Genomic DNA, 26428 nt, shown 5'->3' with positions numbered 1-26428 from the left:
GGATCAGGCTCTCCCTAGCGGGGTGATGGTCAGGGTGGACGGGGTCGCCACCAGCAGGTGGCGCTCCGGTACGGCCTGCCAGGCCGGGTCGTCGTCGAGGGGTTCGGAGCTGACGAGCACGGCGGCCGGTGCCGCCCGCACGGACAGCGCGTGGCCGGCCGTGGTGGCGACGATCTGCCGCCCGTCGGTCAGCAGGAGGTTGAGGCGGGAACCGGGTGCCGCGAGGTCGACCTCGGCGAGCACCTCGGTGACCGCCTCGGCCGCCGGTGTACCGGCTCGCAGCCGGTCCCGGACCAGCGCCCAGAGCAGCGCGGCGTCGGTCGGGGCGTCGAGCGTGATCAGGTCCTGGACCGGCAGCCGGCCGGCGACCTTGGTCACCGATTCCGGCCAGCCGCGGACGACCCCGTTGTGGCTGAACAGCCAGGGTCCCTCCGCGAAGGGCGCGGCGGCCGTCTCGGTGACCGGCATGCCGACGGTGGCGGACCGTACGGCGGCCAGTACGGCGCCGGCGACCGTGGCGGACGCCAGCGCCGGAAGGGCGGCGTCGGACCACAGGGGGGCGGCGCTGCGGTAACGGACCGGCTCGGCGCGCCCCGGCGGGTACCAGGCCACGCCGAAGCCGTCGGCGTTGATCGTGCCACCGCCGCGCATGTCCCGCGGCGCCCACGCCTGCCGCACGAGCGCATGCGGCGGCTCGAACAACACCGCGGACAGCGGCCGCGGGCTGCCGAGATAGGCCAGGTGGCGGCACATCACACGACGTCCCGGGCGCAGCGGAAGCCGCTGAAGATCTGCCGCCGGATCGGGTGGTCCCAGTTGCGGAACGTGCCCCGGCACGCGGCCGCGTCCGTGCCGAACGAGCCGCCGCGCAGCACTTTGTAGTCGCCGCCGAAGAAGACCTGGGAATACTCCGCGTACGGGAAGACGGCGAAGCCGGGATAGCCGTGGAACCCGGAACTGGTCCATTCCCAGACGTCACCGATGAGCTGGTGGACGCCGAGCGGCGAGGCGCCGTCCGGGTACGCCCCCACCGCCGCCGGGGCGAGGTGGCGCTGACCCAGGTTGGCGTGCCGGGGCTCCGGCGCCTCGTCGCCCCACGGGTAGCGCCGGGAGCGCCCGGTGGCCGGGTCGTGGCGGGCGGCCTTCTCCCACTCCGCCTCGGTGGGCAGCCGCTTGCCGGCCCACGCGGCGTACGCCTCGGCCTCGAACCAGCAGACGTGCACAACCGGCTCGCCGGGGTTGACGCGTTCCGTACGCCCGAACCGCGTGTACGCCCACCCGTCCCCGTCCCGCCGCCAGTGCATCGGCGCGGTGAGGCCGGCCTCCTGCCGGTGCGCCCAGCCGCGTTCGCTCCACCACTGCGGGTCGTCGTAGCCGCCCGCGGCGATGAACTCGGCGTACCGGGCGTTGGTGACCGGGGCCGCGTCGATGAGGAACGCGGGCACGTCCACGGTGTGCGCCGGCCGTTCGTTGTCCAGCGCCCACGGCTCGGTGTCGGTGCCCATCGTGAACGGGCCGCCGGGCACGAGCACCTCGCCGTCCACCGGCACCCGCGCGGGCGGCGGCGCCGGCGCGTCGAGGACGGGCGCGCCCGTGCGCAGCTGGTGGGTGGCGAGCATCGTCTCGTCGTGCTGCTGCTCGTGCTGGACGATCATCCCGAACGCGAAGCCGCCGTTGAGCAGGGGGCGGTCGTCGAGGCGTACGTGATCCAGCACGTCGAGGGCCTTGTCGCGCACCTGGCCGACGTACGCGCGGGCCTCCTCCGGCCCCAGCAGCGGCAGCGCGGGACGGTCCCGCCGGGGGTGCTTGAACGCGTCGTACAGCTCGTCGATGTCGCGGCGTACGGGCTCCCGCCCGCCGACGTCCCGGACGAGCCACAGCTCCTCCTGGTTGCCGACGTGCGCGAGGTCCCACACGAGCGGGGACATGATCGGGGAGTGCTGGCGTACGAGATCGGTCTCGTCCACCGCGTCGGTCAGCAGGGCCGTACGGGCGCGGGCGCGCTCCATCTCGGCGGCGACGGTCAGCCGCAGATCCTGGGTCATCGGGACAGGTCCTTCCTGAGGGGGGCCGCGTCGCGCACTCTCCGGCCGACGATGTCGGCGACCGTGTCGCGTACGGGCCCGGGCAGTCCGGTGCGGTCGAGGTGCCGGCAGGCGAGGTCGGCCACGTCGGCCGCGCACGCCGCCACCACGGGGTCGGCCAGCCCGTCGCGGGCCGCGTCCAGCCACCGGTCGGCGGCGGGGGCGGCGAGGTCACGGGCGGCATCGGTCACCGCGTCGTCGGCGAACAGCGCGGCCAGCACCGCCAGGGGCGCGATCCACTCGCCGCCCGGCTGAGCGTCGAGGTAGCGCACCTCGAGGTAGCCGCGCGGGCGTACGGGCGGGAACAGGGTGCTGAGGTGATAGTCGAGGTCATCCACCGTGGGCGGCCGGGACAACGCGCCGCGGACCCAGTCGGCGAACGTCACGCCGTCCGGGGTCTCCCATACGCCGCCGTCGCCGCGGACGCACAGCAGCGGGGCGTCGAGCGCGTACGCGGCCCAGCCGGCGGCGGGATCCGCCGAGCGGGGTACGGGCCCGCTGCGCCGCGCGTCGATGCCGTGCCAGGCGGCCATCCGCCCGCTCGCCCAGCCGGTGTCCCGGCCCGCGTGCGTACGGGAGGTGGCGAACGTGGCCAGCAGCGGCGGCCCGAGGTCGTGCAGGGCGGCCCAGCGCGCCGCGGCCCGGTGCGGGGGGCCGGCGTCGAGGCAGACCTGCAGGCCGGCGGTGCTGCACATCATGGTGTGCCCGGCGGGGCTGCCGGCCCGGTCGAAGGCGCGGTGCATGGCCGCGTACCGGGGGGTGTCGAGGATGCGCACCGGCTCGCGGTGCGGATCGAGGCCGTGCCCGCCGAGGCTGATCCCGGACCGGGCCAGCAGGTCGGCGAGGTACGCCTGATCGAGGCTCACCGCTTCGTACAGGGCGGTGAGGGAGGTGGCCGGGGCGGAGGAGATCTCGACCTGGCCGCCGGGCTCGAGGGTGACCGTGCCGCCGCCCGGGAGCGGCACGGGCTCGGGGTTCCCGAGCGCGGTGGGCGCGTACGGCCCGAGCGCATCGCTCAGGTCCGCTGCCCGCAGGTGGCCCGCCGGCCGGCGGGCGGGATGGGTCGTCCATTCCAGCTCGACGCCGAGGCGCCGCGGTGGTCCCGTTTTGAAGCAGATGCCGGCGACGTGCTCGGCCGCCTCGGCCAGCCGGAGCAGCTCGTCGGAGGCCGCCCTTTCGCTACCTGGAGTAGTCATCACCCTCCCCCGTAGTAGTGACCTCGTCGGACGATACACACCGATCCGGAGGAAAAGCAGTCTTGCGGGAGTCGGCTTCGCGGCGTACCGGTGAAGGCTCAGCGAGAACGGTGCACGCCCCCGCGGGGCCGGCGACGGCGGCGGCGCAGCGCGGCGAAACCGACCACGCCGGCGACCACGGCCACGGCCGGCACCGACACCTGGTACGCGGTGAGATCGCTCAGGCCGGCCGCCGGCCCGGACGCGGGCGCGGCGACCTTCGTGTCCCGCGCCTGCCGCGACGGCGACGGCTTCGGCCGGGCCTTGGGGGTGGAAGCAAGGTCCTTGCCGACGACCGAGGTGATCCAGCGCGCCACGGCGTCGATCCGGCCGCCCTGGTCCTCGCCCTGGTGCGGACAGGTCGGGCCGTGGCTGACCACGGCGACCACGACCGGCGTCCCGTCGTCCTCGGAGAAGTACGGCCCGCCCGAGTCGTGCGGGCACGGGCTCGTGGTCGACCGCGGCGCCACCCCGGACAGCCCGATGGCGTTCCTGCCGACCGACGTCACCTCGAAGCGCCCCGTACGCATCCGGGTCGGCTCCGCGGTCGCGTCACCGTCGGTGAGGCCGAAGCCGGCGAGCCGGACCTCGTCACCCACCTGCGGGGCGCTGCGGCTGATCCGCAACGGCTTGATGTCGGTGATCCCCTGGTCGATGCGCGCGAGCGCGACGTCGGCCGTCTCGCTCTGCCGCACCTCGACCACCGTCGCGACATGCCCGTCACCGGAGGTGAGATCGGCGCGCCCGACGGTGGCCGTGGTCCTGCGCGCGACCGGCCGGGAGACATGCTTGTTGCGGATGTCGCGGAAGCAGTGCCCGGCGGTGAGCACCCAGTGCGGCGAGATCAGGCCGCCCGAGCACGAGCTGTCGCGGCGGCCCCCGCCGGCGGTCGGGATGCCCGTCATCGTGAGCTTGACCGCGAACGGGTACCGTCCGTCGGCCACGCGCTCACCGTTGGCGATGGCATGGGCCGCACCGGCCCGAGTGGCCACCACCGCCCCGGACACGCCGAGCAGGGCCGCGATCACAATGAGGAACTTCGCCGCTGTCCTGGTCATCGTCCGACCACCGTGCGCGGGATCGCTGGTCGGATGGAAGGCCAATCACTGTTCAATAGCCTCCCGCACCGGAAGGCTACCGTCAGTCACTATTGCGGCGTCACACCTGCTGCACGTGCGTCTTCGCCACCTCGGCGAGCTCCGGCGTCCACTCCATCGGCTGGTGAGCCGTCTTGGTGTGCAGCTCGACGTGCTGCATGAGCTCGTCGTCGTCGGAAGCGGTGAACTGGGCGGGACAGTTGTTGCCGAAGTCGGCACAACGGATCGTCACGGTCATGACCGAGAGGTACCCGCCCCCTACCCCCCGAAACGGCACCCCGCGGCTCACGGTAGAAACCCGCTCGCCGTACGACGTGCTGTCTCTCGTGTCAGAGAGTGACGACCGATCGGGCGCCCTCGCCGCGGGCCATCCGGTCGAAGGCGGCCGGCACGTCCGCCAGCCCGATCCGGTCGGTCACCAGATGATCCAGTCGCAGCGCACCGGACAGCACGTCCGCGGCGAGCGCCGGCACCTCGGCGTCCGGGTCGGCCGAGCCGTACACCGAGGCCCGCAGCGTCCGCGCCGACGAGAAGATGTCGAGCGCGCTCAGCTGCACCATGTCGTCGGCGCGGCCCATGCCCACCACGGTGACCTGGCCGCCGCGGCGGGTCGCCCGCCACGCCGCCCGGATCGTCGCCGCCCGGCCCACGCACTCGAAGGCGTGGTCCGCGCCCCGCCCCCCGGTCCGGGAGCGGATGTCCTTGGACAGGGTCTCGCCGGACACCACGAAATCGGTCGCCCCGGCCGCCTCGGCCAGCGCCTTCTTGCCCTCCGAGACGTCCACCGCGACGACCGTCGCCGCGCCCGCGGCCCGGGCCGCCGTCACCACGGACAACCCGACGCCACCCAGCCCGATCACGACCACCGAGTCACCCTCGGCCACCTTGGCGGTGTTGCGGACCGCGCCCGTGCCGGTCAGCACCGCGCAGCCCAGCAGCGCCGCACTTTCCCACGCCAATTCCCCGGGTACGGCGATGAGCGCGCGCTCCGGCACCACGACCTCCTCGGCGAACGCGCCCAGCCCCAGCGTCACGTGCACCGGCGCGCCGCCGAGGGTGGCGCCGTTCTCCAGCGCCGCCACGTTCGCCGTCGCGCAGAGCCACGGCTCGCCGTGCGTACAGAACCAGCACTCGCGGCACGGCGGCGACCAGTTGAGCGCGACGTGCGTACCGGCGGCGACCCGGGTGACGCCCGCGCCGGCCTCGACCACCTCGCCGGCGGCCTCGTGCCCGAGCACCAGCGGGTACGGCGGGCTCAGCGTGCCGTTGACCATCGACAGGTCGGAGTGGCAGACACCGGCGGCGCGGATGCGCACCCGTACCTGGCCGGGGCCGACCTCGGGCAGCCGGATCTCCTCGACCGCGGGGGCCGCCGCGGGCTCGCGCACCACCAGGGCGCGGACGTACGCCGTCATCGCTGGATCGCCTTCGTCTGCTGGAATTCGGAGAGGCCGTGCACGCCGAGCTCACGGCCGAAGCCGGACTGCTTGTAGCCGCCGAACGGCGCCACCGGGTTGAACGCGGCCCCGTTCAGGTCGACCGCTCCGGTGCGCATCCGGCGGGCCACCGCGAGCGCGCGGTCGGGCGAGCCCCAGACGCCGCCGGCGAGGCCGTACCGGGAGTTGTTGGCGATCCGGACGGCGTGGTCGTCGTCGTCGAACGGGATGATCGACAGCACCGGCCCGAAGATCTCCTCCTGGGCCAGCTCGCTGTCCGGGTCGACGTCGGCGAACACCGTCGCGGGCACGAAATACCCCTTGCCGGGTACGGGCGCATTGCCGGTGACCAGCCGGGCGTCGGCGCGGTCGATGAAGCCGCGTACCCGCTCGCGCTGCGCCGCGGACACCAGCGGCCCGAGCCGGGTGGCCTCGTCGAACGGGTCTCCCGTGCGGTACGCCTCCGCGGCCGAGGCGGCCAGCTCCACGGCGGCGGCGTAGTGGCTGCGGTGCACGAGCATGCGGGTCCACGCCGTACAGGTCTGGCCGGAGTTGAGGAACGCGTTGCCGACGCCGACCTTGACCGCCTTGGTGACGTCGGCGTCCTCGAGGATGACGTTGGCGGACTTGCCGCCCAGCTCCAGGGCCACGCGCGCGATCCGGTCGGCGGCCGCGTGCGAGACCGCCCGGCCGGTGGCCGTGGAGCCGGTGAACGAGACCATGTCGACGTCCGGGTGCCCGGCGATCGCCGCCCCGACGACCGGGCCGGTGCCCGGGACCAGGTTCAGCACGCCGGCGGGCAGCCCGGCCTCGTCCGCCGCGTCGAAGAGCAGGTACGCGACCAGCGGGGTCAGCTCGCTGGGCTTGAGCACGACCGTGCACCCGGCGGCCAGGGCGGCGGCCACCTTCGCCACGACCTGGTGCAGCGGATAGTTCCACGGGGTGATGGCCCCGACCACGCCCACCGGCTCGCGGACGATCAGCGAGTGGCCGGCCGTCTCCTCCTCGACCGGTTGCGCGGCGTGGTCGGCGTACCCGCGCAGCACGGTGAGCGGAAGTCCGGCCTGGACCGCCTTGGCGACCTTGAGCGGCGCGCCCAGCTCCAGCCCGACCGTACGGGCGATCTCCCCGGCGCGGGCGCTGAGCGCCTCGTGCAGCTTGCCGAGCAGGGCCCCGCGTTCGGCCATCGGGGTGGCGGCCCAGTCGTCGAAGGCGGCGCGCGCCGCGGCGACGGCCCGGTCCACGTCCTCGGCCGACCCGGCCGGCACGTGCCCGAGGGTCTCCTCGGTCGCCGGGTTCTCCACGGCGATCGTCTCGCCGGAGGACGCCGGCACCCACCGGCCACCGATGTAGAGACTGTCCCGGTTCATCGCAGCACTCCGTTCTTCAGGGCCTCCAGGCCGGTGACGACGGTTTCCAGGCCGAGCTCGAACGCGCCCTCGTCGACGCTGCGGCGGTGCTCGGCGAGCAGGTGGGCGTCGCGCAGGTGCGGGTAGCGCTCGGCGTACACCTGAGGGTCCTCGTCGAAGCCGAGCGCGAACGACCCGAGCGCGGAGCCGGTGACGAGGTAGCGCATGAGCGCGCCGATGTGGGTGGCCCGGGCCGGTGGCCAGCCGCCCTCGATCAGGCCGCCGTAGACGGTGTCGGCCATGGCGAGCGCGGCCGGGCGCCGGCCGGGTCCCTGGGCCAGTACCGGGACGATGTTGGGGTGGGTGCTGAGCACCGCGTGGTACGACCGGGCCCAGAGCCGCAGCGCGTCCTGCCACCCGTGGGTGGCGAAGAACGAGACGTCGACCTGGGCGACCACCGCGTCGGCGACCGCGTCGAGGATCTCGTTCTTGGTGGCGAAGTGGTTGTAGAGCGACGGCCCGGCGACCCCGAGCTCGGTGGCGAGCCGGCGCACCGAGACGGCTTCGAGCCCTTCGGCGTCGACGAGCGCGGCGGCCACCTCGACGATGCGCTCCCGCGAGAGCAGGGTCTGCCGGGGGCGGGCCATGTATCGCTCCTCCACCTCTGGACTTCGGAAAACTTACACCGCTAGTTTTATCACGTGGACTTTTCACTCAGCGACGAAGAGCGGGCGGTCCGCGACACCGCTCGCCAGTTCATCACCCGCGAGGTCATGCCGCTCGAGCAGGAGGCGCTGCGCCGCGAGCGGGCCCACCGGCCCGGCCTGGACCGCAGCGAGCTGCGCGAGCTGCAGCTCAAGGCCAAGAAGTTCGGCTTCTGGGGCCTGGCGACCCCCGAGGAGTACGGCGGCATGAACCTGCCGGCCGTCATGCAGTCCCTGATCTGGACCGAGGTGGGCCGCAGCTTCGTCCAGTTCAGGTTCGGCGGCGAGGCGGACAACATCCTCTTCCACGCCAACGACGAGCAGAAGCGGGAATACCTGGTCCCGACGATCGAGGGCGACCGGATCTCCTGCTTCGCGATCACCGAGCCCGGCGCCGGCTCGGACGCGGCGAACATCAAGCTCAGCGCCCGCCGCGACGGCGACGACTGGGTGCTCAACGGCGAGAAGACGTTCATCACCAACGGCAACGACGCCGACTTCGTCATCGTGGTCGCGGTGACCGACCGGGAGAAGGGCGTCCGCGGCGGCGGCACCACCGCGTTCCTCGTCGACCGGGACATGGGGTGGCGCTCGGAGTTCATCCAGACCATGGGCGAGGGCGGCCCGGCCTCGCTGATCTTCGAGGACGTCCGGGTGCCGCACCGCAACATCCTCGGCGAGATCGGCCAGGGCTTCGAGCTGGGCATGAAGTGGATCGGCAAGGGCCGTTACCTCATCCCGTCCATCGCGCTGGGCATCGCCGCACGGGCGCTGGGGATGGCGATCGACTACGCGAACACCCGCGAGACCTTCGGCCGCAAGATCGGTGAGAACCAGGCGATCCAGTGGATGATCGCCGACTCCGAGGTGGAGCTCGAGGCGGCCCGCTGGCTCATTCTCAAGGCCGCCTGGACGGTCGACCAGGGCGAGGACCCGCGCCACGCCTCCTCGATGGCCAAGCTGTACGGCGCCAACATGGTCAACAACGTGGTGGACCGGGTCATGCAGATCCACGGCGGCATGGGTTACACCCGCGAGCTGCCGATCGAGCGCTGGTACCGGCAGGTCCGGCTGATGCGCATCTACGAGGGCACCGACGAGATGCAGCGCCTCATCATCTCCCGCGACCTGCTGCGCGGGTACACCAAGATCGGCGGGCACTTGGCATGATCGACTGCACCGTAGCGAAGCAAGGGCCAGGAGAGCATGCCGCGGGAGGCTCAGCATGACCCAGCTGAGCCTGGCCGCCGTCCTTGCCGAGGGCGCCCGTAAGTATCCGGACAAGGTCGCGGTGATCGACGGCCCGCTGCGCATCACGTACCGGGACCTCTGGGCGCAGGCGCGCTCGTACGCGGCCGCCCTGCAGCAGCTCGGCATCGGACCGGACGACACCGTCGCCGTGGTCATCCCGAACGTCACGGACTTCCCCCGCGTGTACTACGGCGCGCTGGCCGCCGGGGCCCGCGTCGTACCGGTGCACCTGCTGCTCACCGCCGACGAGATGGCGTACGTCCTGCGCGACAGCGGCGCGAGCGTCGTCGTGGCGCACTCCAGCCAACTGCGGACGGCGGCGGCCGCGGCCGCGCAGACCGGCGCGAAGCTGGTCACCGTGGGCCCGTTGCCGCCGGATCTGCCGGAGGCTCCGCAACGGCTGGAGGACGTCGCCGCCTCCGCCTCGCCGCTGCCCACGTACGTGTCCCGCGGGGCGGAGGACGTGGCGGTGGTCTTCTACACCAGCGGGACCACCGGCGAGCCGAAGGGCGCCCTGCTCACCCACCTCAACCTGGTGATGAACGCGACCGTCAACGTGTTCGACGCCAACGACGCCCGGGTCGACGACGTGGTGATGGGCTGCCTGCCGCTGTTCCACACCTTCGGCCAGACCGTGGGCATGAACGGCACCTTCCGGCTCGGCGCCACGCTCGTCCTGCTGGCGCGCTTCACCGGCGAGGCGGCGATCGACCTGATGGTGCGGGAGAACGTGACGGTCTTCCACGGCGTACCGACGATGTACGTCGCGCTGCTGGAGGCGGCGGCCAAGGCGGACCGGCTCCCCGACCTGCGGCTCTGCGTCAGCGGTGGCGCCTCGCTCCCGATGGCCGTGCTGGAGAAGTTCAACGAGACGTTCCACGCGCTGATCTACGAGGGGTACGGGCTCTCCGAGACGTCGCCGACGGCCACCACCAACCAGCCGGCGTTCGGCACGCGCCCGGGCAGCATCGGGCACGCGATCTGGGGTGTCGAGGTGGAGATCGCCCGGGCCGAGGTGGACGAGCGCATCGAGCTGCTGCCCACCGGGGAGCTCGGCGAGATCGTGATCCGCGGGCACAACGTCTTCGCCGGCTACCTCAACCGGCCCGAGGAGACGGCCCACGCGGTGGTCGACGGCTGGTTCCGCAGCGGCGACCTGGGCACCAAGGACGCCGAGGGCTTCATCACGATCGTGGACCGCAAGAAGGATCTGATCATCCGCGGCGGCTTCAACGTCTATCCGCGCGACGTGGAGGAGGTGCTGGCACGCCATCCGGCCGTGGTCCAGGTCGCGGTCATCGGCGTACCGGACGAGATGCACGGCGAGGAGATCTGCGCCGTGATCGTGCCCGAGCCGGGCGGGGCGGTGACCCAGCAGGAGATCATCGACTGGGCGAAGGAGCGCCTGGGCCGGCACAAGTACCCGCGTCAGGTGCGCTTCGTGGAGGCGCTGCCGATGGGGCCCAGCTTCAAGGTGCTCAAGCGGGAACTACGCCGGACGATCGGCGGCCAGTAGCCCGGGCAGCTCCGCCACGATCGGTCTGTCGGCGGGCAGCCACGGCACGCTGTCCAGCTCGTCCGCCGCCAGCCAGCGCATCGCCGTGTGTTCCAGGGCGCGCGGCTCGTCGCCGTTCAGCAGCGTCACCGCGAAGACGCGCAGGACGGCACGGCCGTGCGCCAGCGGCACGTCCGGACCCACCCGGGCGCCCACCTCGACCCGCACGCCGAGCTCTTCTGCGCATTCGCGGGCGAGGGCCTCGGCGTCGCTCTCGCCCGGCTCCACCTTGCCGCCGGGGAACTCCCACCGCCCGGCGACCTCGGGCGGAGCGGACCGCTCACACGCGAGCACCCGGCCGCCGCTGACGATCACGGCCGCCACAATCACTCTCCGTGACATCGGCGCGCTGACGTGCTGTTCTGCGGGCATGGACCAAGAGCGTGCCACAAAACTTGACCGAACAGGTTGAACGATGCGTCCCGATCGTCACGAGAACACGGATATGTGGGCGTGGACATAGTTGACAGCGAAGACAAGACTGTGGGCACCGACCATGACGACACGGCGACAGTTTGGCCACAAGCCGGCAACGACGCCCGGGAGGTGTGGACATGCGGGGCAGGAAAGCACGGGGAGCCCGCTCCGATTACCTGAGCGACGCGCTGGCGGTGCTCGGCGGCTGGACGCAGGACGGCGTTCAGCTCAGGCGCGTGCTCGTGTGCGACGACAGTCAGCATGCCGCACTGACCGAGCGGATCAAGGTAGCGGCCGACACACTGCGCCTGCGCCCCCGGATCCACCGCACGGACGGTCACACGCAGATCCTGCTCGGCGCGCCGGACGGCCAGGCCATCACCGATGGTGAGGTCACCCTGGCGGCGCGGATCGAGGACGCGTACCGCACGGTGGTCGGCCCGCAGTAACCTCGGCGGTCATGACGGCTCCCGTGTACGACAGCAAGGGCCAGTTCCAGCAGATCCAGTCGGGTCTGCTCGACGGCGAGCAGATCATCGCGGTCTACGACGCGGTCGGCGTCGGCACCGGCTTCATCGGCCTCACCAACCGCCGGGTGATCATCCAGGACAAGTCCTTCGCCGGGAAGCGCTTCGCGATCACCAGCATCCCGTATTCGAAGATCAGCAGTGTGAGCGTGGTCAGCAACAAGAGCTGGGTGGGGCAGTACTTCTCGACCGGGACCATCGCCATCACCGTCGGCCAGCACGTCTACGAGGTGGAGTTCCGCGGCTCCGAGAAGACCCACCACGTGCACAACGTCATCCTGCACTACGCGTCCTGACCCTTCCCTGCCGCGAGAACGGTGCGCCACCCCATGGGGTGGCGCACCTTTTTGTCGTGATCGACGAAAGTCCATGCAGGACTGACGAAAGTATGGACAGCCGCTGCGGAAGTAACTAGCGTTTCCTCACCGTTACATGGCGGTTACGAGCGGCGCGGCCGTCCCCGGGGCCCGCGCGGTTCGCCTGGCAATTCCCCCACGTCAGGAAAGGGATGGACCCCCATGTCCGCAAGACATCGACGCATGCCCAGATATCGATCAGGCGCCGCGGTCGCCGTGCTGACGGCCGGCCTGCTGGTCGCCGTCGCCTCCCCCGCGCGCGCCCACGACGTCGACCCCACCGACTACCAGCAGGTCACCCTCGCCAAGGGCGTCGACGAGGTCGGCGAGCCGATGGCCCTGGCCGTCCTGCCCGACCGGTCCGTGCTGCACACCGCCCGCAACGGCACGCTGCGGCGTACGGACGCGAACGGCACCACCACCGTCATCGGCACGCTCGCCGTCTACAACCACGACGAGGAGGGGCTGCAGGGCGTCGGCGTCGACCCGGGCTTCAGCAGCAACCGCCAGATCTACTTGTACTACGCGCCGCCGCTGTCCACGCCCCCCGGCGACGCCCCGGCGACCGGCAGCAACTGGTCCGCGTGGCAGGGCGTCAACCGGCTCTCCCGGTACACGCTCAACGCCGACTTCACCCTCAACACCGCCAGCAAGGTGGACGTCCTCGACGTGCCCGCCGACCGCGGCCTGTGCTGCCACGTCGGCGGCGACATCGACTTCGACGCGGCGGGCAACCTCTACCTGTCCACCGGCGACGACTCCAACCCGTTCGACTCGGCCGGGTACGCGCCCATCGACGAGCGCACCGACCGCAACCCCGGGTACGACGCGCAGCGCAGCGCCGGCAACACCAACGACCTGCGCGGCAAGGTGCTGCGGATCAAGGTGAACGCGAACGGGTCGTACTCCGTCCCGAGCGGCAACCTCTTCGCCCCGGGTACGCCGAACACCCGCCCCGAGATCTACGCGATGGGCTTCCGCAATCCGTTCCGGATGAGCGTCGACAAGGCGACCGGCGTGGTCTACCTCGGCGACTACGGCCCCGACGCGGGCAGCACCGACCCGAACCGGGGCCCCGGCGGCCAGGTCGAGTTCAACCGGATCACCAGCCCCGGCAACTACGGGTGGCCGTACTGCACGGGCTCCAACACCAGCGCCGAGACGTACAACGAGTGGAACTTCGCCACCAACAGCACCGGGCCCAAGTACGACTGCGCGGGCGGCCCGACGAACAACTCGTTCCGCAACACCGGCCAGACCAAGCTGCCCCCGGCGCGGCCGGCCTGGATCAAGTACGGCGGCGACAGCGGCACCCCGCCCGAGTTCGGCGGCGGCTCCGAGTCCCCGATGGCCGGCCCGGTCTACCGCTTCGACCCGAACCTGAACTCGCCCACGAAGTTCCCGGCCGGCCTCGACGGCCACTTCTTCGCCGGCGAGCTGGGCCGCGGCTGGATCAAGCCCATCCACGTCGGCGCGGACGGCTCGGTCGGCGAGATCTCGTCCTTCCCGTGGAGCGGCAAGCAGGTCATGGACATGGCGTTCGGGCCGGACGGCGCCCTGTACGTCCTCGACTACGGCACCGGCTACTTCAACGGCGACGCCAACTCGGCGCTCTACCGCTTCGACTACCTGGCCGGCTCCAACCGGGCCCCCACCGCCGTGGCGAGCGCGAACCGCACCTCCGGGCAGGCGCCGCTGAGCGTCACGTTCTCCTCGGCGGGCTCGTCGGATCCCGAGGGTTCGGCGCTGACGTACCGCTGGGCGTTCGGTGACGGCAGCACGTCGACCGCGGCCAACCCGACGAAGACGTACACCACGAACGGGACGTACTCCGCGACGCTGACGGTGACCGACGCCGAGGGCCTGACCGGCACCGCGAGCGTGCAGATCACGGTCGGCAACACCGCGCCGACGGTCCGGATCAACAGCCCCAACAACGGATCGCTCTTCGCGTACGGCGACACGATCCCGTTCTCGATCACCGTGACCGACCCGGAGGACACGTCCATCGACTGCGCCAAGGTCAAGATGACGTACGTGCTGGGCCACGACAGCCACGGCCACCAGATCACGTCGCAGAACGGCTGCACCGGCTCGATCACGATCCCGGTCGACGGCGAGCACGACGCGGCGGCGAACATCTTCGCGGTCTTCGACGCCGAGTACACCGACGCGGGCGGGCTGACCACGCACACCCAGCACACCCTGCAGCCCCGGCACCGGCAGGCGGAGCACTACAAGACCTCCTCCGGCGTCGACGCCATCACCAAGACGCAGGCCGAGGGCGGCCGGACGGTCGGCAACATCGACAACGGCGACTGGATCGCGTTCGAGCCGTACCGGCTGGACAACGCCACGTCCTTCACCGCGCGGGTCTCCTCCGGCGGCGCGGGCGGCACGCTGCAGGTCCGTACGGGCTCGCCCACCGGCACGATCCTCGGCTCGGCCACGGTCCCGGTGACCGGCGGCTGGGAGACGTTCACCGACGTGACCGGCACGATCAGCGGCGCCCCGGCCGCCGCCGGCACGCTCTACCTGACCTTCTCCGGCGGCACGGGCGCGCTCTTCGACGTGGACGCGTTCACGCTCAACGGCTCGGGCGGCCCCCGCACCGGGCCCGTCCGCGGCCTGGCGAACAAGTGCCTCGACATCTCCGGCGGGGCCACCGCGGACGGCACGAAGATCCAGCTCTACACCTGCAACAACACAGCGGCGCAGAACTGGACCGTCACGCCGAACAGCACGTTCAAGGCGCTCGGCAAGTGCCTCGACGTGGCGGGCGGCGGCACCACCAACGGCACCAAGGTCCAGCTGTACACCTGCAACAACAGCGGCGCGCAGGTCTGGTCGGCCCAGCCCGACGGCACTGTCCGCAACCCGCAGTCGGGCCGGTGCCTCGACGTGTCCAACAACAGCTCCGCCGACGGCCAGCAGATCCACATCTGGGACTGCCTGGGCGCGGCCAACCAGAAGTGGGTGCTCCCATGATCGGTAAGGTGCTCGCCGCCCTGTTGCTGCTGCCCGCACCGGTGGCCGCGGCCGCCGACGACCCGTACGACGTGCTGGTCTTCTCACGGACGGCCGGCTTCCGGCACGACTCGATCCCCGCCGGCACCACCGCCATCCGTGAGCTGGGCGCGGCCAACGGCTTCTCCGTCACCGCGACCGAGGACCCAGCGGTCTTCACCACGGCCGGGCTCGCTCCGTACGAGGCCGTGGTCTTCCTCAACACCACCGGCGACGTGCTGAACGCCGCGCAGCAGACCGCCTTCGAGGGCTACGTCCGCGGCGGGGGCGGCTACGTCGGGGTGCACGCCGCGGCCGACACCGAGTACGACTGGCCGTTCTACGGCGACCTGGTCGGCGCGTGGTTCGCCTCGCACCCGGCGATCCAGGCCGCCGACGTGGTGGTCGAGGACCGGGCGCACCCGGCCACCGCGCATCTGCCGGAGCGCTGGCGCCGGACCGACGAGTGGTACAACTACCGCACCAACGCCCGTTCCACGGCGCACGTGCTGGCCACGCTGGACGAGAGCTCGTACTCCGGCGGCGGCATGGGCGCCGACCACCCGCATGCCTGGTGCAAGACGTTCGACGGCGGCCGGTCGTTCTACACCGGCGGCGGCCACACCATCGAGTCGTACAGCGATCCGGCGTTCCGGGCCCACCTGCTCGGCGGCATCCGGTACGCGGCCCGAGCAGCGAACGCGGACTGCCGGCCCGAGACCGGCTACACCAAGCTGTACGACGGCTCCACGGCCGGCTGGTCACAGGCCGGTCCGGGCTCCTTCACCAACACCGACAAGACGCTGACGTCCACGGGCGGCATGGGCCTGCTGTGGTACAGCGCGAAGCAGTTCACCAACTACTCGCTCAAGCTGGACTGGAAGATGGCCGGCGACGACAACTCCGGGGTCTTCATCGGCTTCCCGCCGTCGGACGACCCGTGGTCCGCGGTGAACAGCGGCTACGAGGTGCAGATCGACGCCACGGACGCCGCCGACCGCACGACCGGCGCGGTGTACACGTTCAAGTCGGCCGACCTCGCCGCCCGCGACGCCGCGCTGAACCCGCCCGGCGAGTGGAACACGTACGAGCTGCTGGTCGAGGGGGAACACCTGCAGGTCTTCCTCAACGGCACGAAGATCAACGATTTCACCGACACCGACCCGGTGCGCTCGCTGGCCGGGCACATCGGCCTGCAGAACCACGGCGACGGCGACGACGTCTCGTTCCGCAACGTCCGGATCAAGGAGCTCGGCGGCACCACCCCGCCGCCCGGCCCGCGCACCGGCCCGGTACGCGGCCTGGCGAACAAGTGCCTCGACGTCTCGGGCGCCGGCACCGCCGACGGTACGAAGATCCAGCTCTACACCTGCAACAACACAGCGGCGCAGAACTGGACCGTGACCCCGAACAGCACGTTCAAGGCGCTCGGCAAGTGCCTCGACGTCTCCGGCGGCGGCACCACCAACGGCACCAAGGTCCAGCTGTACACCTGCAACAACAGCGGCGCGCAGGTCTGGTCGGCCCAGCCCGACGGCACCGTCCGCAACCCGCAGTCGGGCCGGTGCCTCGACGTGTCCAACAACAGCTCCGCCGACGGCCAGCAGATCCACATCTGGGACTGCCTGGGCGCCGCGAACCAGAAGTGGGTGCTCCCCTAGTTCTTCAGCACGCGGGTGGGCAGCGGCGTCTCGGTCACCGAGCCGTCCGCTGCCCGCTTCAGCTCGTACCCCAGCGGGCCCTCGCGCTCGGCCACCACCTCGGCGAGGCGGGTGCCGCGGTAGACCAGGCCGGCGCCGTCGTCGGTCGCGTACCCGTCGGGCAGCGTGCCGTCGCCGATCAGCTTGTGCATCATCGGCCGACGCTGCTCCTCGCCGTCGTAGTGCACCCCGTTGCTGTACGGCAGCCAGCCCAGCCCGTCGGTGAAGCCGCGCAGCTCGAAGCCGTAGCTGTCGGTGCTGCCGCCGACGTGCCAGCAGATCGAGCCGGCCGAGACACCGCCGAGGACCACGCCGGCCTGCCATGCCTCGTACAGGATCTCCTCGAGGCCGTGGGCCCGCCAGACCGCGCAGAGGTTCGCGACGCTGCCGCCGTTGACCCAGATGACGTCCTGCTCGAGCAGGTGGGCGCGGATGTCGTCGTGGTTCGGCATCGGGAACAGCTGCAGGTGCGAGGCGCGGTAGTTCGTCTTCGCGAAGGCCGCGTAGGTCGCGCCGATCCAGTTGTCCGGGTCGCCGATGGCCTGGTGCAGGAAGCAGAACCGGGCGTCGTCGCCGGCGTTCGCCAGTTCGGCCGCGAAGTGGTGGATCGGGCCGGGACGCAGGTCGAAGATGCCGTACCGGCCGCGTTCGAAGCCGGCGCTGGTCGCGAGGATGGTGGGTTCGTCGGCGGTCATCGCGTCATCATGGCGCACGCGTCGGCGGTCTCCAGCACGAGGTCGGCGGCCATGTCGAGGGCTGTGCGGAGGTGGCCGGGGTCGCCGTCCACGCAGGCGAACATCGCGTCGACGCGCTGCCGGAAGCGCTCGGGCGCGCCGGGAAGCGCCGCCGCCGAAGCCACCGCGCCCTTCTCGTTGATGAGCCAGCGCCCGGCCGCGCCGTGCAGCGCGTGCGCGCACACCCCGACGAGCCGGAAGAGGCATCCGGCGACGTACGCGGCGTCACCGCGCGACACGGCTTTACGCGCGATCCCGGCCAGGAAGTCGGCCTCCCACAGCCCCGCGATCAGCGCCTCACGCAGCGCCGCCGGATAGACCCGTGCTCGCTGCTGCAGGGCCGCAAGCTCACCGGTGGAGTCCGCGAGGATCACGCTCAGCGCCACTTCCCCGGCGTACGTGAAGTCGGGAACGCCGAGCGGGTGCCCGGCCTGGGTGTGGAACGCGTACCGGCCGTGCCCGGCGTCCGCGATCGCCCGGGTGACCCGGTCGAGGTCCCGGTAGATCCAGTCCACGGGGGCGCCGTCGACGGTGAGCCAGCCGCCGCCGTCCACCCACGGCCCCCACTCGCCGGGTGCGGTGACCCGCGCCGCCGGGCCGGCGACGTCACGTGCCAGGGCGCCGAGCACGGCGAGGTCGAGCGTCCCGCGGTAGTAGAGGCCGACGTCGGTGTCCGACTCGGGGGCGTGCGTGCCACGGGCCCGGCTGCCGCTGAGCGTCACGGCGACCACGCCGGGCACCTCCACGAGCCGCGAGGCCATCTCCCGGAGCCGTTCGTCGCTGACCGCCACGCCCCTCATCCTCCCTCAGCCCGGCTTGACCGCCTCGACGAGAACCCGCCGGGAGGACGAGCGGAACACGCCCTGCCGCACGATCCTCTCGTGCACCGCCCGCAGCTGCGGGCGGAACCGCTCGACGGAGAAGCCCGGCACCGTCCACACGACCTTGCGGAGGAAGTACGCCACCGCGGCGACGTCGAAGAACTCGACCGGCAGCCGCTCGGCGCGAAGATCCACGAGCGTCAGTCCGGCGGCGGCCACCCGGTGCTCGAAGTGCTGCGGCTCGGGCGGCGGCAGCGGCCCGAGCATGGCCTCGGACAGTTCCCGGTTGGTGCCCGCGCCGATCTGCTGGGAGAGGAACGTCCCGCCGGGCCGCAGCACCCGCGCCACCTCGTCCCACGGCGTGTGCACGGGATGCCTGCTGACCACGAGGTCGAAGACGGCGTCCCGGAACGGCAGTGAGTTCCCGGCCTCGACCACGGATGCACCGAGCGGACGCAGGTTGCGCGCGGCGACCGGCACGTTGGGCCGCCACGACTCGGTGGCCACCAATAGCGCCGGCGCCCGCGCAACGGTCGCGAGGACCTCGCCACCGCCGGTCTGCACGTCGAGAGCGGCGGCCGCCCCGGCCATCCGCTCGCCGATCAGCCGGGCGTAGCCCCAGCTCGGCCGCGCCTCGGTGGCCCGGCCGGCGAACCAGGAGAAGTCCCAGCCCTCGACCGGTACGGCCGCGCCCTCGGCGAGCAGCTCCTCGAAGGTGTCCACGAATCGTGAGTCTGCGCGGTCACGAACGCCGGGGCGAGCGGATTACTCGTCGTCCTCGCACGGCATCGTGAGGTCGAGGGCGTCCAGGTCGTCAGAGCTCAGCAGGCCGAGGTGCTGGTCCAGCAGTTCCTCCTCCTCGGGCTTCGTCTCGTCGCTGCACACCGCGCTGCGCGCCAGCGGGGCGCACTCGCTCTTGTCGCCGCCGCACGGGCCGTCCGGGCGGGTGTCGCCGCCGCCCGACCGGCGGTTGCCGAACGCGATGACCCGGTGCTGCGGCTCGCGCGTGACGGTGGAGTCGAGCAACCGCCGCGCGGTCTCCTTGTTCCCGGTGTACGTCACCTCGTAGTGCAGCACCCGCTCGCCGGGCACACCCCGCGTCTGCACCCGCTTGCTGCCGCGGGGCAGGGACGGATCGCGGACGAGCATCGTGCGGAACGGGATCGTCTGGGTCTCCGACACCCGCTCCGTACCGACGAGGGGCACGGGCACCGCCCCGGTGGCGGCGACGCGGGCCGGCTCGCGGACGGTCCCGGCCACGGTGGACGTACGGCGCGGCGCACGGGTCGCCGTACGGTCGGCCTCGCCGGGAGCGGACCGGTCCTCGGTGATCGACGGAATCTCCTCCTCCTCTGCCGCCGCGTGCCCGAGGACGGGGGCGCTGGAGGCGACAGGTGACGGCGACGGCGACGGCGGCGCCTCGGTGGGTGCGGCGGCATCGAGGGGCGCGACCGCGACGGCCTCCTGACCGACCGCGCGTACGGCGTCAGCCCGCTCGTCGCCGGTCAGCGCGACCACCCCACCGGCCGTGCCGGCCACCAGCGTGAGCACCCCGAGGCCGGCCGCGGTCATCCGGACGCCGAACGGCAGGCGTGCCCAGAATGACTTTCGCGGCATTTCGAGTAGATGCTGCCAGGAATCACTAGATGTCTGGTTTAGCACCAGAGCATTGTGCGGCCGGGAGCGCGCCAGGCCAGCGTCACTGCCGCACCCGAAAGGATGACCGTGGCCGGACCGACGGTTATGCGACACCGCCCGACCCGCTGCGCCGGCCTCACCGGCGCCACGGCGAAACCTCTCCACAATGCTGCGACACGCCCACGACATCTGGAGGCATGGTGCGCAGATCGATCAGCATCCTCGCGGCGGCCGCGGTGGCCGTCGCCGGCTCGCTCGTATCCGCCGGTCCCGCCTCGGCGGCCACCCCCTCGCTGCGGTTCCACGGCGCCCAGTACGACTCCCCGGGCTCCGACACCCGCAGCAACGCCAGCCTCAACGCGGAATGGATCTCTCTCGTGAACAGCGGCAGCCGGTCCGTCAACCTCAGCGGCTACACGATCCGGGACAAGGCCAATCACGTCTACAAGTTCGGCAGCGTGACGATCGCGGCCAACGGCGGGCGGCTCTGGCTGCACACCGGCAAGGGCACGAACAGCACCCAGTCCCGCTACTGGAGCAGTGGCAACTACATCTGGAACAACACCGGCGACACGGCGTACCTGCGCAACGCCTCGGGTACGCAGCTCGACACGTGCTCGTGGGGACAGAAGTCCGGCCGTACCTGGATCGGCTGCTGAACTGACGCGGGCCGCCGGGAAGCACCTCCCCGGCGGCCCGTCAAGCGATCAGGCGGTGACCGGCGTCCGCAGTGGCGCCAGGGCCGTGCTCCACGCCACCAGCTGGTCCAGCATCGTGGTGAGCGCGCCGGCCTGGTGGGCGCCCGGCGTGAACTGGCTGTAGTTCACGAAGTCGGTGGCCAGCGACAGCGTCACCGCCGCGCGGACGTCGGCCATCATCAGCTCGCCCGCGATCAGCCGCAGGGACTCGATGGCCCGCGCGCCGCCGACCGAGCCGTACCCGACGAAGCCCACGGCCTTGTTGTTCCACTCGGCGAACAGGAAGTCGATCGCGTTCTTCAGCGCGCCCGAGGTCGCGTGGTTGTACTCCGGCGTGACCATCACGAAGCCGTCGAACTCGGCGATCTTGGCGGCCCACTGCTGGGTGTGCGGCTGCGTGTACTGCGCCATGGACGGCGGGACGGCCTCGTCGAGGTGCGGCAGCTTGTAGTCGAGAAGGTCGACGAGCTCGAATTCGGCGTCGGTACGCTGGGACGCCTGCTCGAGCACCCACTTGGCGACGGCTTCGCCGTTCCGGCCCGGGCGGGTGCTGCCGAGAATGATGCCGATCTTGGGCATGGTCGCGAGCTCCGGTCTGTGTCGTGGTTCATTGCTTCGTCAAGCAAATACCTGTCGTCGGCCGGGTGTCAAGGCCGTACGATCAAAGTCATGTCCGCCACACCCGCGCCACCGCCGCTGAGCAGCGAGGAAGAGGCTGTGATGCGCGCGCTGGGCCGGCTGATGCTGGTGCTCCCGCGCCTGCTCGACGCGGACCTCGAGCGCGAGCAGCGCATGTCGCTGAGCGAATATCAGGTGCTCCGCCACCTGTCCGAGTCGCGGCACGGCATCATGCGGATGAGCGAGCTCGCCGCGGCGTGCGACATGTCGCTGAGCGGCATGACCCGGCTCGCCGGCAAGCTCGAGTCGCAGGGCCACCTCCAGCGCATCCGCTGCGAGAGCGACGGCCGCGGATCCAACGCCGTGCTCACCGACGCCGGCCTGAACCGGCTGCGCGAGGCCTGGCCGGACCACCTCGCGAGCGTGCGCCGGCACATCTTCGACCACCTCGGCGACCTGGACCTGCCGACCGTCGCCCGCGCCCTCACCGCGATGACCGGCCACGACGACTGCCCGTCCGCCCCTGCCGGCTGCGACGGCTGATTCCCGCTCCGCCCCGATCCCTCGTCCCGCCGGCTTGACGTATTCCCTTATGGGTATACGATTGCGGCATGGCACGAGCGGCGACCACCACCGACGCGTTCAACGCCGTCGCCGAACCCCGGCGGCGGCAGATCCTCGACCTCCTGCGGGCCCGGGAGCGCCCGGTCAACGAGCTCGTGGAGCTGCTCGGCCTCGCCCAGCCCCAGGTCTCCAAGCACCTGCGCGTGCTGCGCGAGGTCGACCTGGTGCACGTCCGCGACGAGGGGCGGCACCGGATGTACCGGCTCAACCCCGGACCGCTGCAACCCATCCACGACTGGCTGGGGGCGTACGAGCAGCTGTGGAACGAGCGGTTCGACCTGATGGACGACGTACTGGACGACCTCGGAAAGGCGGAGACGGACGATGACGGCGACGACTAAGGGCTCGGCGACGGTGACCCTCCCGGCCGACAACCAGATCCTCATCACCCGGGAGTTCAACGCCCCGGCGCGGCTGGTGTGGAAGGCGTACACCACGCCGGAGCTGATCCGGCGCTGGTGGGCCGGGCAGCGTGGCACGGTGACCAGCGTCGAGGTCGACCTGCGGGTCGGCGGCCGATGGCGCTATGTGATGACCGCCAACCCCGGCTTCGAGGTGGCCTTCCACGGCGAGTACCGGGAGATCCAGGAACCGGTACGCCTCGTGAACACCGAGGCCTTCGAGGGCATCCCGGACCCCGACGGCAACGCCGCGCTGGTCACGATGACCCTGACCGAGAAGGACGGGCGTACGGCCATGGAGATGCTGGTCGAGCACCGCGACCAGGAGGGCCGCGACGCCCACGTCAACTCCGGCATGGAGGGCGGCATGCAGGAGGCCATGGACGCGCTCGAGGAGCTGGCGGCCTCGCTCGCCTGAGCCTTTGCGATGATCAACAGGTGACAGCCGACCGCGCCGCCCGGATCGCCTCCGAGGTGTTCGCCCCGGCGGTCCTGGTGGCGGCCCTCATGCTGGTCGTCGGCTGGCACGCCGGCGACGCACCCGGGGTGTCGCGCTGGTGGGGACTGCCCGGCGCCCTGTTCGCGGCGGGCATCCCCCTGGCGTACGTCCTTCGCGGCGTCCGCCAGGGCCGGCTGACCAGCCACCACATCCCCGAACGCGAGCACCGCCTGGTCCCGCTGCTGTTCGGCATCGCCTCGGTGGCCGCCGGCCTGGTCGCGCTGATCGTCCTCGGCGCACCGCGCGACGTCGTCGCCCTGCTGGGGGCGGGCGGCGCGGGCCTCGTGGTCTTCACGGCGGTCACGCACTGGTGGAAGATGTCGATCCACGCCGGCGTGGCCGCGGGCACAGCCGCGACGCTGACCGCCGTGTACGGCCCGGCCGCTCTGCTCAGCGTGCCGTTCGTCCTGCTCGCCTGCTGGGCCCGCGTACGCCTCTCCGCACACACGATCGCCCAGGTGGTGGCCGGCGCCGCCGTCGGCGCGGCGATCGCAGGAACGGTCTTCCCTGCCCTGCGGCAGTGACCTTTAGGGTGAGGCGCCCCCGGCCACCACGTTCTACTGTGGCCGCCATGGTGAGACGGTTTCGCAGTGTCGCGTCCGGGCTGATCCTCTCCCTCCTCGTCGCGCTCGCGCCGCTGCCGGCGGCCGCCGCGGCGACCTACTCCGTGAAGCTGTCCATCTCGGCGACGGCCAAGCTCTCCGGCCGTTTCCTGTACGTCTGGGACCGGGCGACGTGGACGTACCGCGTGGTCCAGGGCGACGCCGACAGCACCACCGGGACGGTCAGCCTGCCGCCCGGCGACTACTTCGCCGTCGCCCGGTACGGGTACTTCCGCCAGCGCAACTACCTGCTCGTCAAGACGTTCAAGGTGACCAACGCCGGGCTGACCGTGACCTTCGACGAGAAGGCCGCCAAGGAGACGCGCATCGTCCCCGACGACACCACAGCCACCCGGTCCACCTCCGCGGTGTGGCTCACCACGCCCGACGGTGGCGTGGCCGGCTTCGCCAGCGGTGGGCCCGCGAAGAACTACGTCACCCCGTTCAGCGTGGCGGGCGTCTCCATGCGCATCCACGACATCCTCACCACGCCGAAGTCGTACCGCTACGACCTCTACCACTCGTTCACCACCACCGTGCCGGCCACGCCGACGGTGTCCGTGACCAGGGCGAAGCTCGCGAAGACGGCGACCACCGTGCGGGCACAGGGCGCCGGCACGGCGGGCGCGCTCGGCTCCGCGATCAAGGGCGGATGGAGTGGCTCCTACGTGGAGTCGCGGGTGCTGCTGCCCGGCACGGTCACCGAATACGTCACCCCCGGCGTCGCCCTTCAGCGCCGATTGACGTACGGCGCGGCGGAAAGCTACCTGACGCTGCCCGACCGCACCCTGACCGCCGGCACCCACCCCGGGACGACGGTCGGCACCGGGCCGTTCGGGCCCGCCCCCGGAACCTCGGCCCGGGTCGGCGGCGAGCTCCGCATGAACGAGCCGATCTCGTACGCCGACGCCGCCGGCAACCCCGGGACCGACGGCCGCGCCCGCGAGACCCACACCCTCACCTCGGACGGCGACACCCACCACTTCGACCAGACGGTCACCCGCCGGGTCCCGTGGTCCCACCTGTCCACGAAGGTACGCAGCGAGTGGACGTTCACCGCGCCCGCGGACGGCCCGGTGCCCCTGATCGACGCGGGCTTCACGGTCACCGGCCTCACCTCGAGCAACCGGACGGCTTCCACCCGGATCACCGCCCACGCGGCAACCCGGGGCGGCGGCAGCACCACGGTGACGGCCCTCGAATACTCGACGGACGACGGCGCCACGTGGACCGACGTACCCGCCAAGGACCTCGCGCCGACCGCCGCGTACGTCTCCCTGCGCGTCACCGCCACGAACGACCGGGGTGGCCGGCTGCGCCGTACCGTCATCCGGGCCTTCGGCGGCCCGGCCGCCGCCGGCGACGAGGGCGCGGGCGCCACGAAGATCTCGAACGTCGCGGTCAACGGCGGCAAGGCCCTCGCCTTCGGCACCTCGGGAACCGCCCCGTTCACGGCGACCTTCACGGCCACCGACCCGGCCGGCATCAGCGGCGGCGACGCCTACCTGTACCACGGCACCTACGACACCCCCGACGGCGTCGTCCTCGCCGACGGACCCGCCGACTGCGCCAAGACCAGCGACACGACCTCCCACTGCACGGCCCGCTTCACGATGAACGTCAAACTCGACGCAACCGGCAACGCCCTCGCCGGAGCCTGGAAACTCGCCGCCTGGGCCGACGCCGCCGACGGCACCGGCTTCACCGACCGGCACACCGCGGGCTCGGTCGCCGTGAAGCGCACCACCAGACTCACCGCGGATGCGACCCCGGAACCGGTCAAGAAGGGCAAGACCATCACCATCGCCGGAGCCCTCACCCGGGCGGACTGGGGGACCTGGACCTTCCGGGCGTACACCGGGCGGCCGGTCGTGCTGCAGTACCTGAAGGCGAACACGAGCACGTGGAAGACGGTCAAGACGGTCACGACCGACTCCACCGGCAAACTCAAGACGACGGTGAAGGCCTCGGCGGACGGCTCATACCGCTGGACGTACGCCCCCGACACCACCTCGACGGGAGCGACGAGCAGCGGGGACTACGTCGACGTGAAGTAGATCCACCCTGCACGACCCGTCACGCAATTTTCGTCCGGTTCGTTCCTCCGAGGAGGCGTCACCTTCGCTCCAGGCATCGAGGAACAGGATCACCACGTGACTGATCGGCCGCTGACCCGCGACTGGTTCAAGAGCTCTCGCTCGGGGGCGTCCAGCCACTGCCTGGAGGTCGCGGTGGCCGGGCCGCAGATCCTCGTCCGCGACTCCAAAAATCCCGACGGCGGGGTTCTCTCCTTCCCGTCCGAGTCATGGCGGCAATTCGTGGCTCACGTCAAGCGTGATGCCTTCAGCGGCCCTGCCGGTCCCGCCGCAGCCGGCTGACGCCGACTGCGATGCCGGCGCAGGCGACGGGGACACCGACGGCGACGACATGCCGCCATCGGCCGGTCTGCCGCTTCGGATCGGCCGCCGGCGGCGGGGGGTCCGCTGCCTCCGCAGCAGCACACGCTGCGGAGGCCACCTCGATGAACCGCTGACGACGAGGGCGTACGCGCGTGCCGATCCACGTGGGTCCGTACTGCTTCCACCACTCGCGGGCCACGCCGTAGCGGAACATCCCCGACGCGAGGCCGAACAGCTCCTCGTCGTCCACCTCGCCGATCTCCCACATCGCCAGCCAGTAGTTCATGAGCAGATTGAGGTACGCGATCTGCCGCCCGACCGGCGAATCGGCGAGGTCCCGGTCGAGCGCACGGAGCAGATGCGGATCCTCGAGCCCGAGCTTGATGAGTTCGAAATGCTGCTGCCGCTCGATCATCATGGCTTCCTGGCGGATCTGCCGCTGCTGATAGACCAGCGACGCACCGACACCACACAGGGCCGCGGCCGACAGCAGCGCCGACGCCCCGCCATAGGCGTCGCCGATGTCCGCCATCCGGTCCCATGGCAGCCGGCTGCCCGCCACGTGGAGCATCACGAGAGGAAAACCGAGCACCACGAGAGTCGCGCCGACAAGGACGGCGAGGAAGAAGATTCCCCTGACGGTGCCGGCACTCGGAAAACGGGAACGTCGATACACG

Annotated in this window: 28 protein-coding genes; 13 read left to right on the top strand and 15 right to left on the bottom strand. The window is 71.6% G+C overall.

What is annotated here, in order from left to right:
• Positions 1-3: 3 nt before the first annotated feature.
• The 8 genes from egtC to COUCH_RS04975 all read right to left on the bottom strand — a co-directional run bounded on the left by egtC (position 4) and on the right by COUCH_RS04975 (position 7848).
• On the bottom strand, positions 4-753 hold the full coding sequence (egtC, locus tag COUCH_RS05010; protein ID WP_249610924.1) for an ergothioneine biosynthesis protein EgtC: 750 nt from the start codon (positions 751-753) through the stop codon (positions 4-6).
• Positions 753-2045, bottom strand: a complete 1293-nt coding sequence (egtB, locus tag COUCH_RS05005; RefSeq protein WP_249610923.1) for an ergothioneine biosynthesis protein EgtB — start codon at positions 2043-2045, stop codon at positions 753-755. Before egtB ends, egtC begins: the two co-directional genes overlap by 1 nt.
• A complete protein-coding gene (egtA, locus tag COUCH_RS05000) occupies positions 2042-3283 on the bottom strand; it encodes an ergothioneine biosynthesis glutamate--cysteine ligase EgtA (RefSeq protein WP_430640886.1) in 1242 nt (413 codons plus the stop codon). Before egtA ends, egtB begins: the two co-directional genes overlap by 4 nt.
• A 95-nt stretch (positions 3284-3378) precedes the next feature.
• Complete coding sequence (locus COUCH_RS04995) at positions 3379-4377, bottom strand: S1 family peptidase (protein WP_249610921.1); 999 nt, start codon at positions 4375-4377, stop codon at positions 3379-3381.
• 100 nt (positions 4378-4477) lie between these two features.
• Complete coding sequence (locus COUCH_RS04990) at positions 4478-4654, bottom strand: DUF1059 domain-containing protein (RefSeq protein ID WP_249610920.1); 177 nt, start codon at positions 4652-4654, stop codon at positions 4478-4480.
• Between the two features lie 91 nt (positions 4655-4745).
• Complete coding sequence (locus tag COUCH_RS04985) at positions 4746-5831, bottom strand: alcohol dehydrogenase catalytic domain-containing protein (protein ID WP_249610919.1); 1086 nt, start codon at positions 5829-5831, stop codon at positions 4746-4748.
• The gene (locus tag COUCH_RS04980; RefSeq protein WP_249610918.1) at positions 5828-7222 is read right to left on the bottom strand and encodes an aldehyde dehydrogenase family protein; all 1395 of its coding nucleotides are present in this window, start codon (positions 7220-7222) and stop codon (positions 5828-5830) included. Before COUCH_RS04980 ends, COUCH_RS04985 begins: the two co-directional genes overlap by 4 nt.
• A complete protein-coding gene (locus tag COUCH_RS04975; RefSeq protein WP_249610917.1) occupies positions 7219-7848 on the bottom strand; it encodes a TetR/AcrR family transcriptional regulator in 630 nt (209 codons plus the stop codon). The genes COUCH_RS04980 and COUCH_RS04975 overlap by 4 nt, the downstream gene beginning before the upstream one ends.
• A gap of 54 nt (positions 7849-7902) precedes the next feature.
• On the opposite strand from COUCH_RS04975, the gene COUCH_RS04970 reads away from it, so the two are divergent.
• The gene (locus COUCH_RS04970) at positions 7903-9075 is read left to right on the top strand and encodes an acyl-CoA dehydrogenase family protein (protein WP_249610916.1); all 1173 of its coding nucleotides are present in this window, start codon (positions 7903-7905) and stop codon (positions 9073-9075) included.
• Between the two features lie 55 nt (positions 9076-9130).
• Positions 9131-10672: a long-chain-fatty-acid--CoA ligase gene (locus COUCH_RS04965; protein WP_249610915.1), complete on the top strand. Its 1542-nt coding sequence runs from the start codon at positions 9131-9133 to the stop codon at positions 10670-10672.
• Here COUCH_RS04965 and COUCH_RS04960 read toward each other — a convergent pair.
• The gene (locus COUCH_RS04960; protein ID WP_275980124.1) at positions 10646-11041 is read right to left on the bottom strand and encodes a (deoxy)nucleoside triphosphate pyrophosphohydrolase; all 396 of its coding nucleotides are present in this window, start codon (positions 11039-11041) and stop codon (positions 10646-10648) included. The genes COUCH_RS04965 and COUCH_RS04960 overlap by 27 nt on opposite strands.
• A gap of 224 nt (positions 11042-11265) precedes the next feature.
• On the opposite strand from COUCH_RS04960, the gene COUCH_RS04955 reads away from it, so the two are divergent.
• The 4 genes from COUCH_RS04955 to COUCH_RS04940 all read left to right on the top strand — a co-directional run bounded on the left by COUCH_RS04955 (position 11266) and on the right by COUCH_RS04940 (position 16678).
• The gene (locus tag COUCH_RS04955; protein WP_249610914.1) at positions 11266-11577 is read left to right on the top strand and encodes a 4a-hydroxytetrahydrobiopterin dehydratase; all 312 of its coding nucleotides are present in this window, start codon (positions 11266-11268) and stop codon (positions 11575-11577) included.
• Positions 11578-11588: 11 nt separating this feature from the next.
• Positions 11589-11951 carry a PH domain-containing protein gene (locus tag COUCH_RS04950; RefSeq protein ID WP_249610913.1) on the top strand — a complete coding sequence of 121 codons (363 nt, stop codon included), beginning with the start codon at positions 11589-11591 and terminating at the stop codon, positions 11949-11951.
• 243 nt (positions 11952-12194) lie between these two features.
• Positions 12195-14999, top strand: a complete 2805-nt coding sequence (locus COUCH_RS04945; protein WP_249610912.1) for a PQQ-dependent sugar dehydrogenase — start codon at positions 12195-12197, stop codon at positions 14997-14999.
• Complete coding sequence (locus tag COUCH_RS04940; protein ID WP_249610911.1) at positions 14996-16678, top strand: ThuA domain-containing protein; 1683 nt, start codon at positions 14996-14998, stop codon at positions 16676-16678. The genes COUCH_RS04945 and COUCH_RS04940 overlap by 4 nt, the downstream gene beginning before the upstream one ends.
• Here the strand turns inward: COUCH_RS04940 and COUCH_RS04935 are convergent.
• From COUCH_RS04935 to COUCH_RS04920, 4 genes are read right to left on the bottom strand one after another with little or no spacing between them, the layout of a single operon-like run.
• Complete coding sequence (locus COUCH_RS04935; protein WP_249610910.1) at positions 16675-17412, bottom strand: peptidase E; 738 nt, start codon at positions 17410-17412, stop codon at positions 16675-16677. The genes COUCH_RS04940 and COUCH_RS04935 overlap by 4 nt on opposite strands.
• Entirely contained in the window at positions 17409-18251 is an 843-nt protein-coding gene (locus tag COUCH_RS04930; protein ID WP_249610909.1) for a nucleotidyltransferase family protein, read from the bottom strand. The genes COUCH_RS04935 and COUCH_RS04930 overlap by 4 nt, the downstream gene beginning before the upstream one ends.
• Positions 18252-18257: 6 nt before the next feature.
• Positions 18258-18995 (bottom strand): class I SAM-dependent methyltransferase, encoded by a 738-nt coding sequence (locus COUCH_RS04925; RefSeq protein ID WP_249610908.1) that lies wholly within the window; start codon positions 18993-18995, stop codon positions 18258-18260.
• A gap of 42 nt (positions 18996-19037) precedes the next feature.
• On the bottom strand, positions 19038-19889 hold the full coding sequence (locus tag COUCH_RS04920; RefSeq protein WP_249610907.1) for a G5 domain-containing protein: 852 nt from the start codon (positions 19887-19889) through the stop codon (positions 19038-19040).
• 218 nt (positions 19890-20107) lie between these two features.
• Here COUCH_RS04920 and COUCH_RS04915 point away from each other — a divergent pair, with 218 nt between their 5' ends.
• A complete protein-coding gene (locus COUCH_RS04915) occupies positions 20108-20569 on the top strand; it encodes a lamin tail domain-containing protein (RefSeq protein ID WP_249610906.1) in 462 nt (153 codons plus the stop codon).
• A 48-nt stretch (positions 20570-20617) separates the two neighbouring features.
• Here the strand turns inward: COUCH_RS04915 and COUCH_RS04910 are convergent, their stop codons facing one another.
• On the bottom strand, positions 20618-21187 hold the full coding sequence (locus COUCH_RS04910) for an NADPH-dependent FMN reductase (protein WP_249610905.1): 570 nt from the start codon (positions 21185-21187) through the stop codon (positions 20618-20620).
• A 90-nt stretch (positions 21188-21277) separates the two neighbouring features.
• Between COUCH_RS04910 and COUCH_RS04905 the strand changes: the two genes are divergently transcribed.
• From COUCH_RS04905 to COUCH_RS04880, 6 genes are all read left to right on the top strand, one after another.
• The gene (locus COUCH_RS04905; RefSeq protein WP_249610904.1) at positions 21278-21769 is read left to right on the top strand and encodes a MarR family winged helix-turn-helix transcriptional regulator; all 492 of its coding nucleotides are present in this window, start codon (positions 21278-21280) and stop codon (positions 21767-21769) included.
• A 68-nt stretch (positions 21770-21837) separates the two neighbouring features.
• Entirely contained in the window at positions 21838-22191 is a 354-nt protein-coding gene (locus tag COUCH_RS04900; RefSeq protein WP_249610903.1) for an ArsR/SmtB family transcription factor, read from the top strand.
• Entirely contained in the window at positions 22175-22669 is a 495-nt protein-coding gene (locus COUCH_RS04895; protein ID WP_249610902.1) for an SRPBCC family protein, read from the top strand. The genes COUCH_RS04900 and COUCH_RS04895 overlap by 17 nt, the downstream gene beginning before the upstream one ends.
• A 20-nt stretch (positions 22670-22689) precedes the next feature.
• On the top strand, positions 22690-23274 hold the full coding sequence (locus tag COUCH_RS04890; protein ID WP_249610901.1) for a phosphoesterase PA-phosphatase: 585 nt from the start codon (positions 22690-22692) through the stop codon (positions 23272-23274).
• A gap of 47 nt (positions 23275-23321) precedes the next feature.
• On the top strand, positions 23322-25409 hold the full coding sequence (locus COUCH_RS04885; protein ID WP_249610900.1) for a hypothetical protein: 2088 nt from the start codon (positions 23322-23324) through the stop codon (positions 25407-25409).
• Between the two features lie 96 nt (positions 25410-25505).
• Positions 25506-25730: a DUF397 domain-containing protein gene (locus COUCH_RS04880; protein ID WP_346015968.1), complete on the top strand. Its 225-nt coding sequence runs from the start codon at positions 25506-25508 to the stop codon at positions 25728-25730.
• On the opposite strand, the gene COUCH_RS04875 is transcribed toward COUCH_RS04880, so the two are convergent.
• Positions 25696-26283, bottom strand: a complete 588-nt coding sequence (locus COUCH_RS04875) for a DUF6082 family protein (protein ID WP_249610899.1) — start codon at positions 26281-26283, stop codon at positions 25696-25698. The genes COUCH_RS04880 and COUCH_RS04875 overlap by 35 nt on opposite strands.
• Positions 26284-26428: the final 145 nt, after the last annotated feature.

The sequence above is a fragment of the Couchioplanes caeruleus genome, assembly GCF_023499255.1.
Lineage (GTDB): Bacteria > Actinomycetota > Actinomycetes > Mycobacteriales > Micromonosporaceae > Actinoplanes > Actinoplanes caeruleus_A.
The sequence above is the reverse complement of the archived record's forward strand: the minus strand, read 5'-3'. Positions and strand labels throughout refer to the sequence as shown.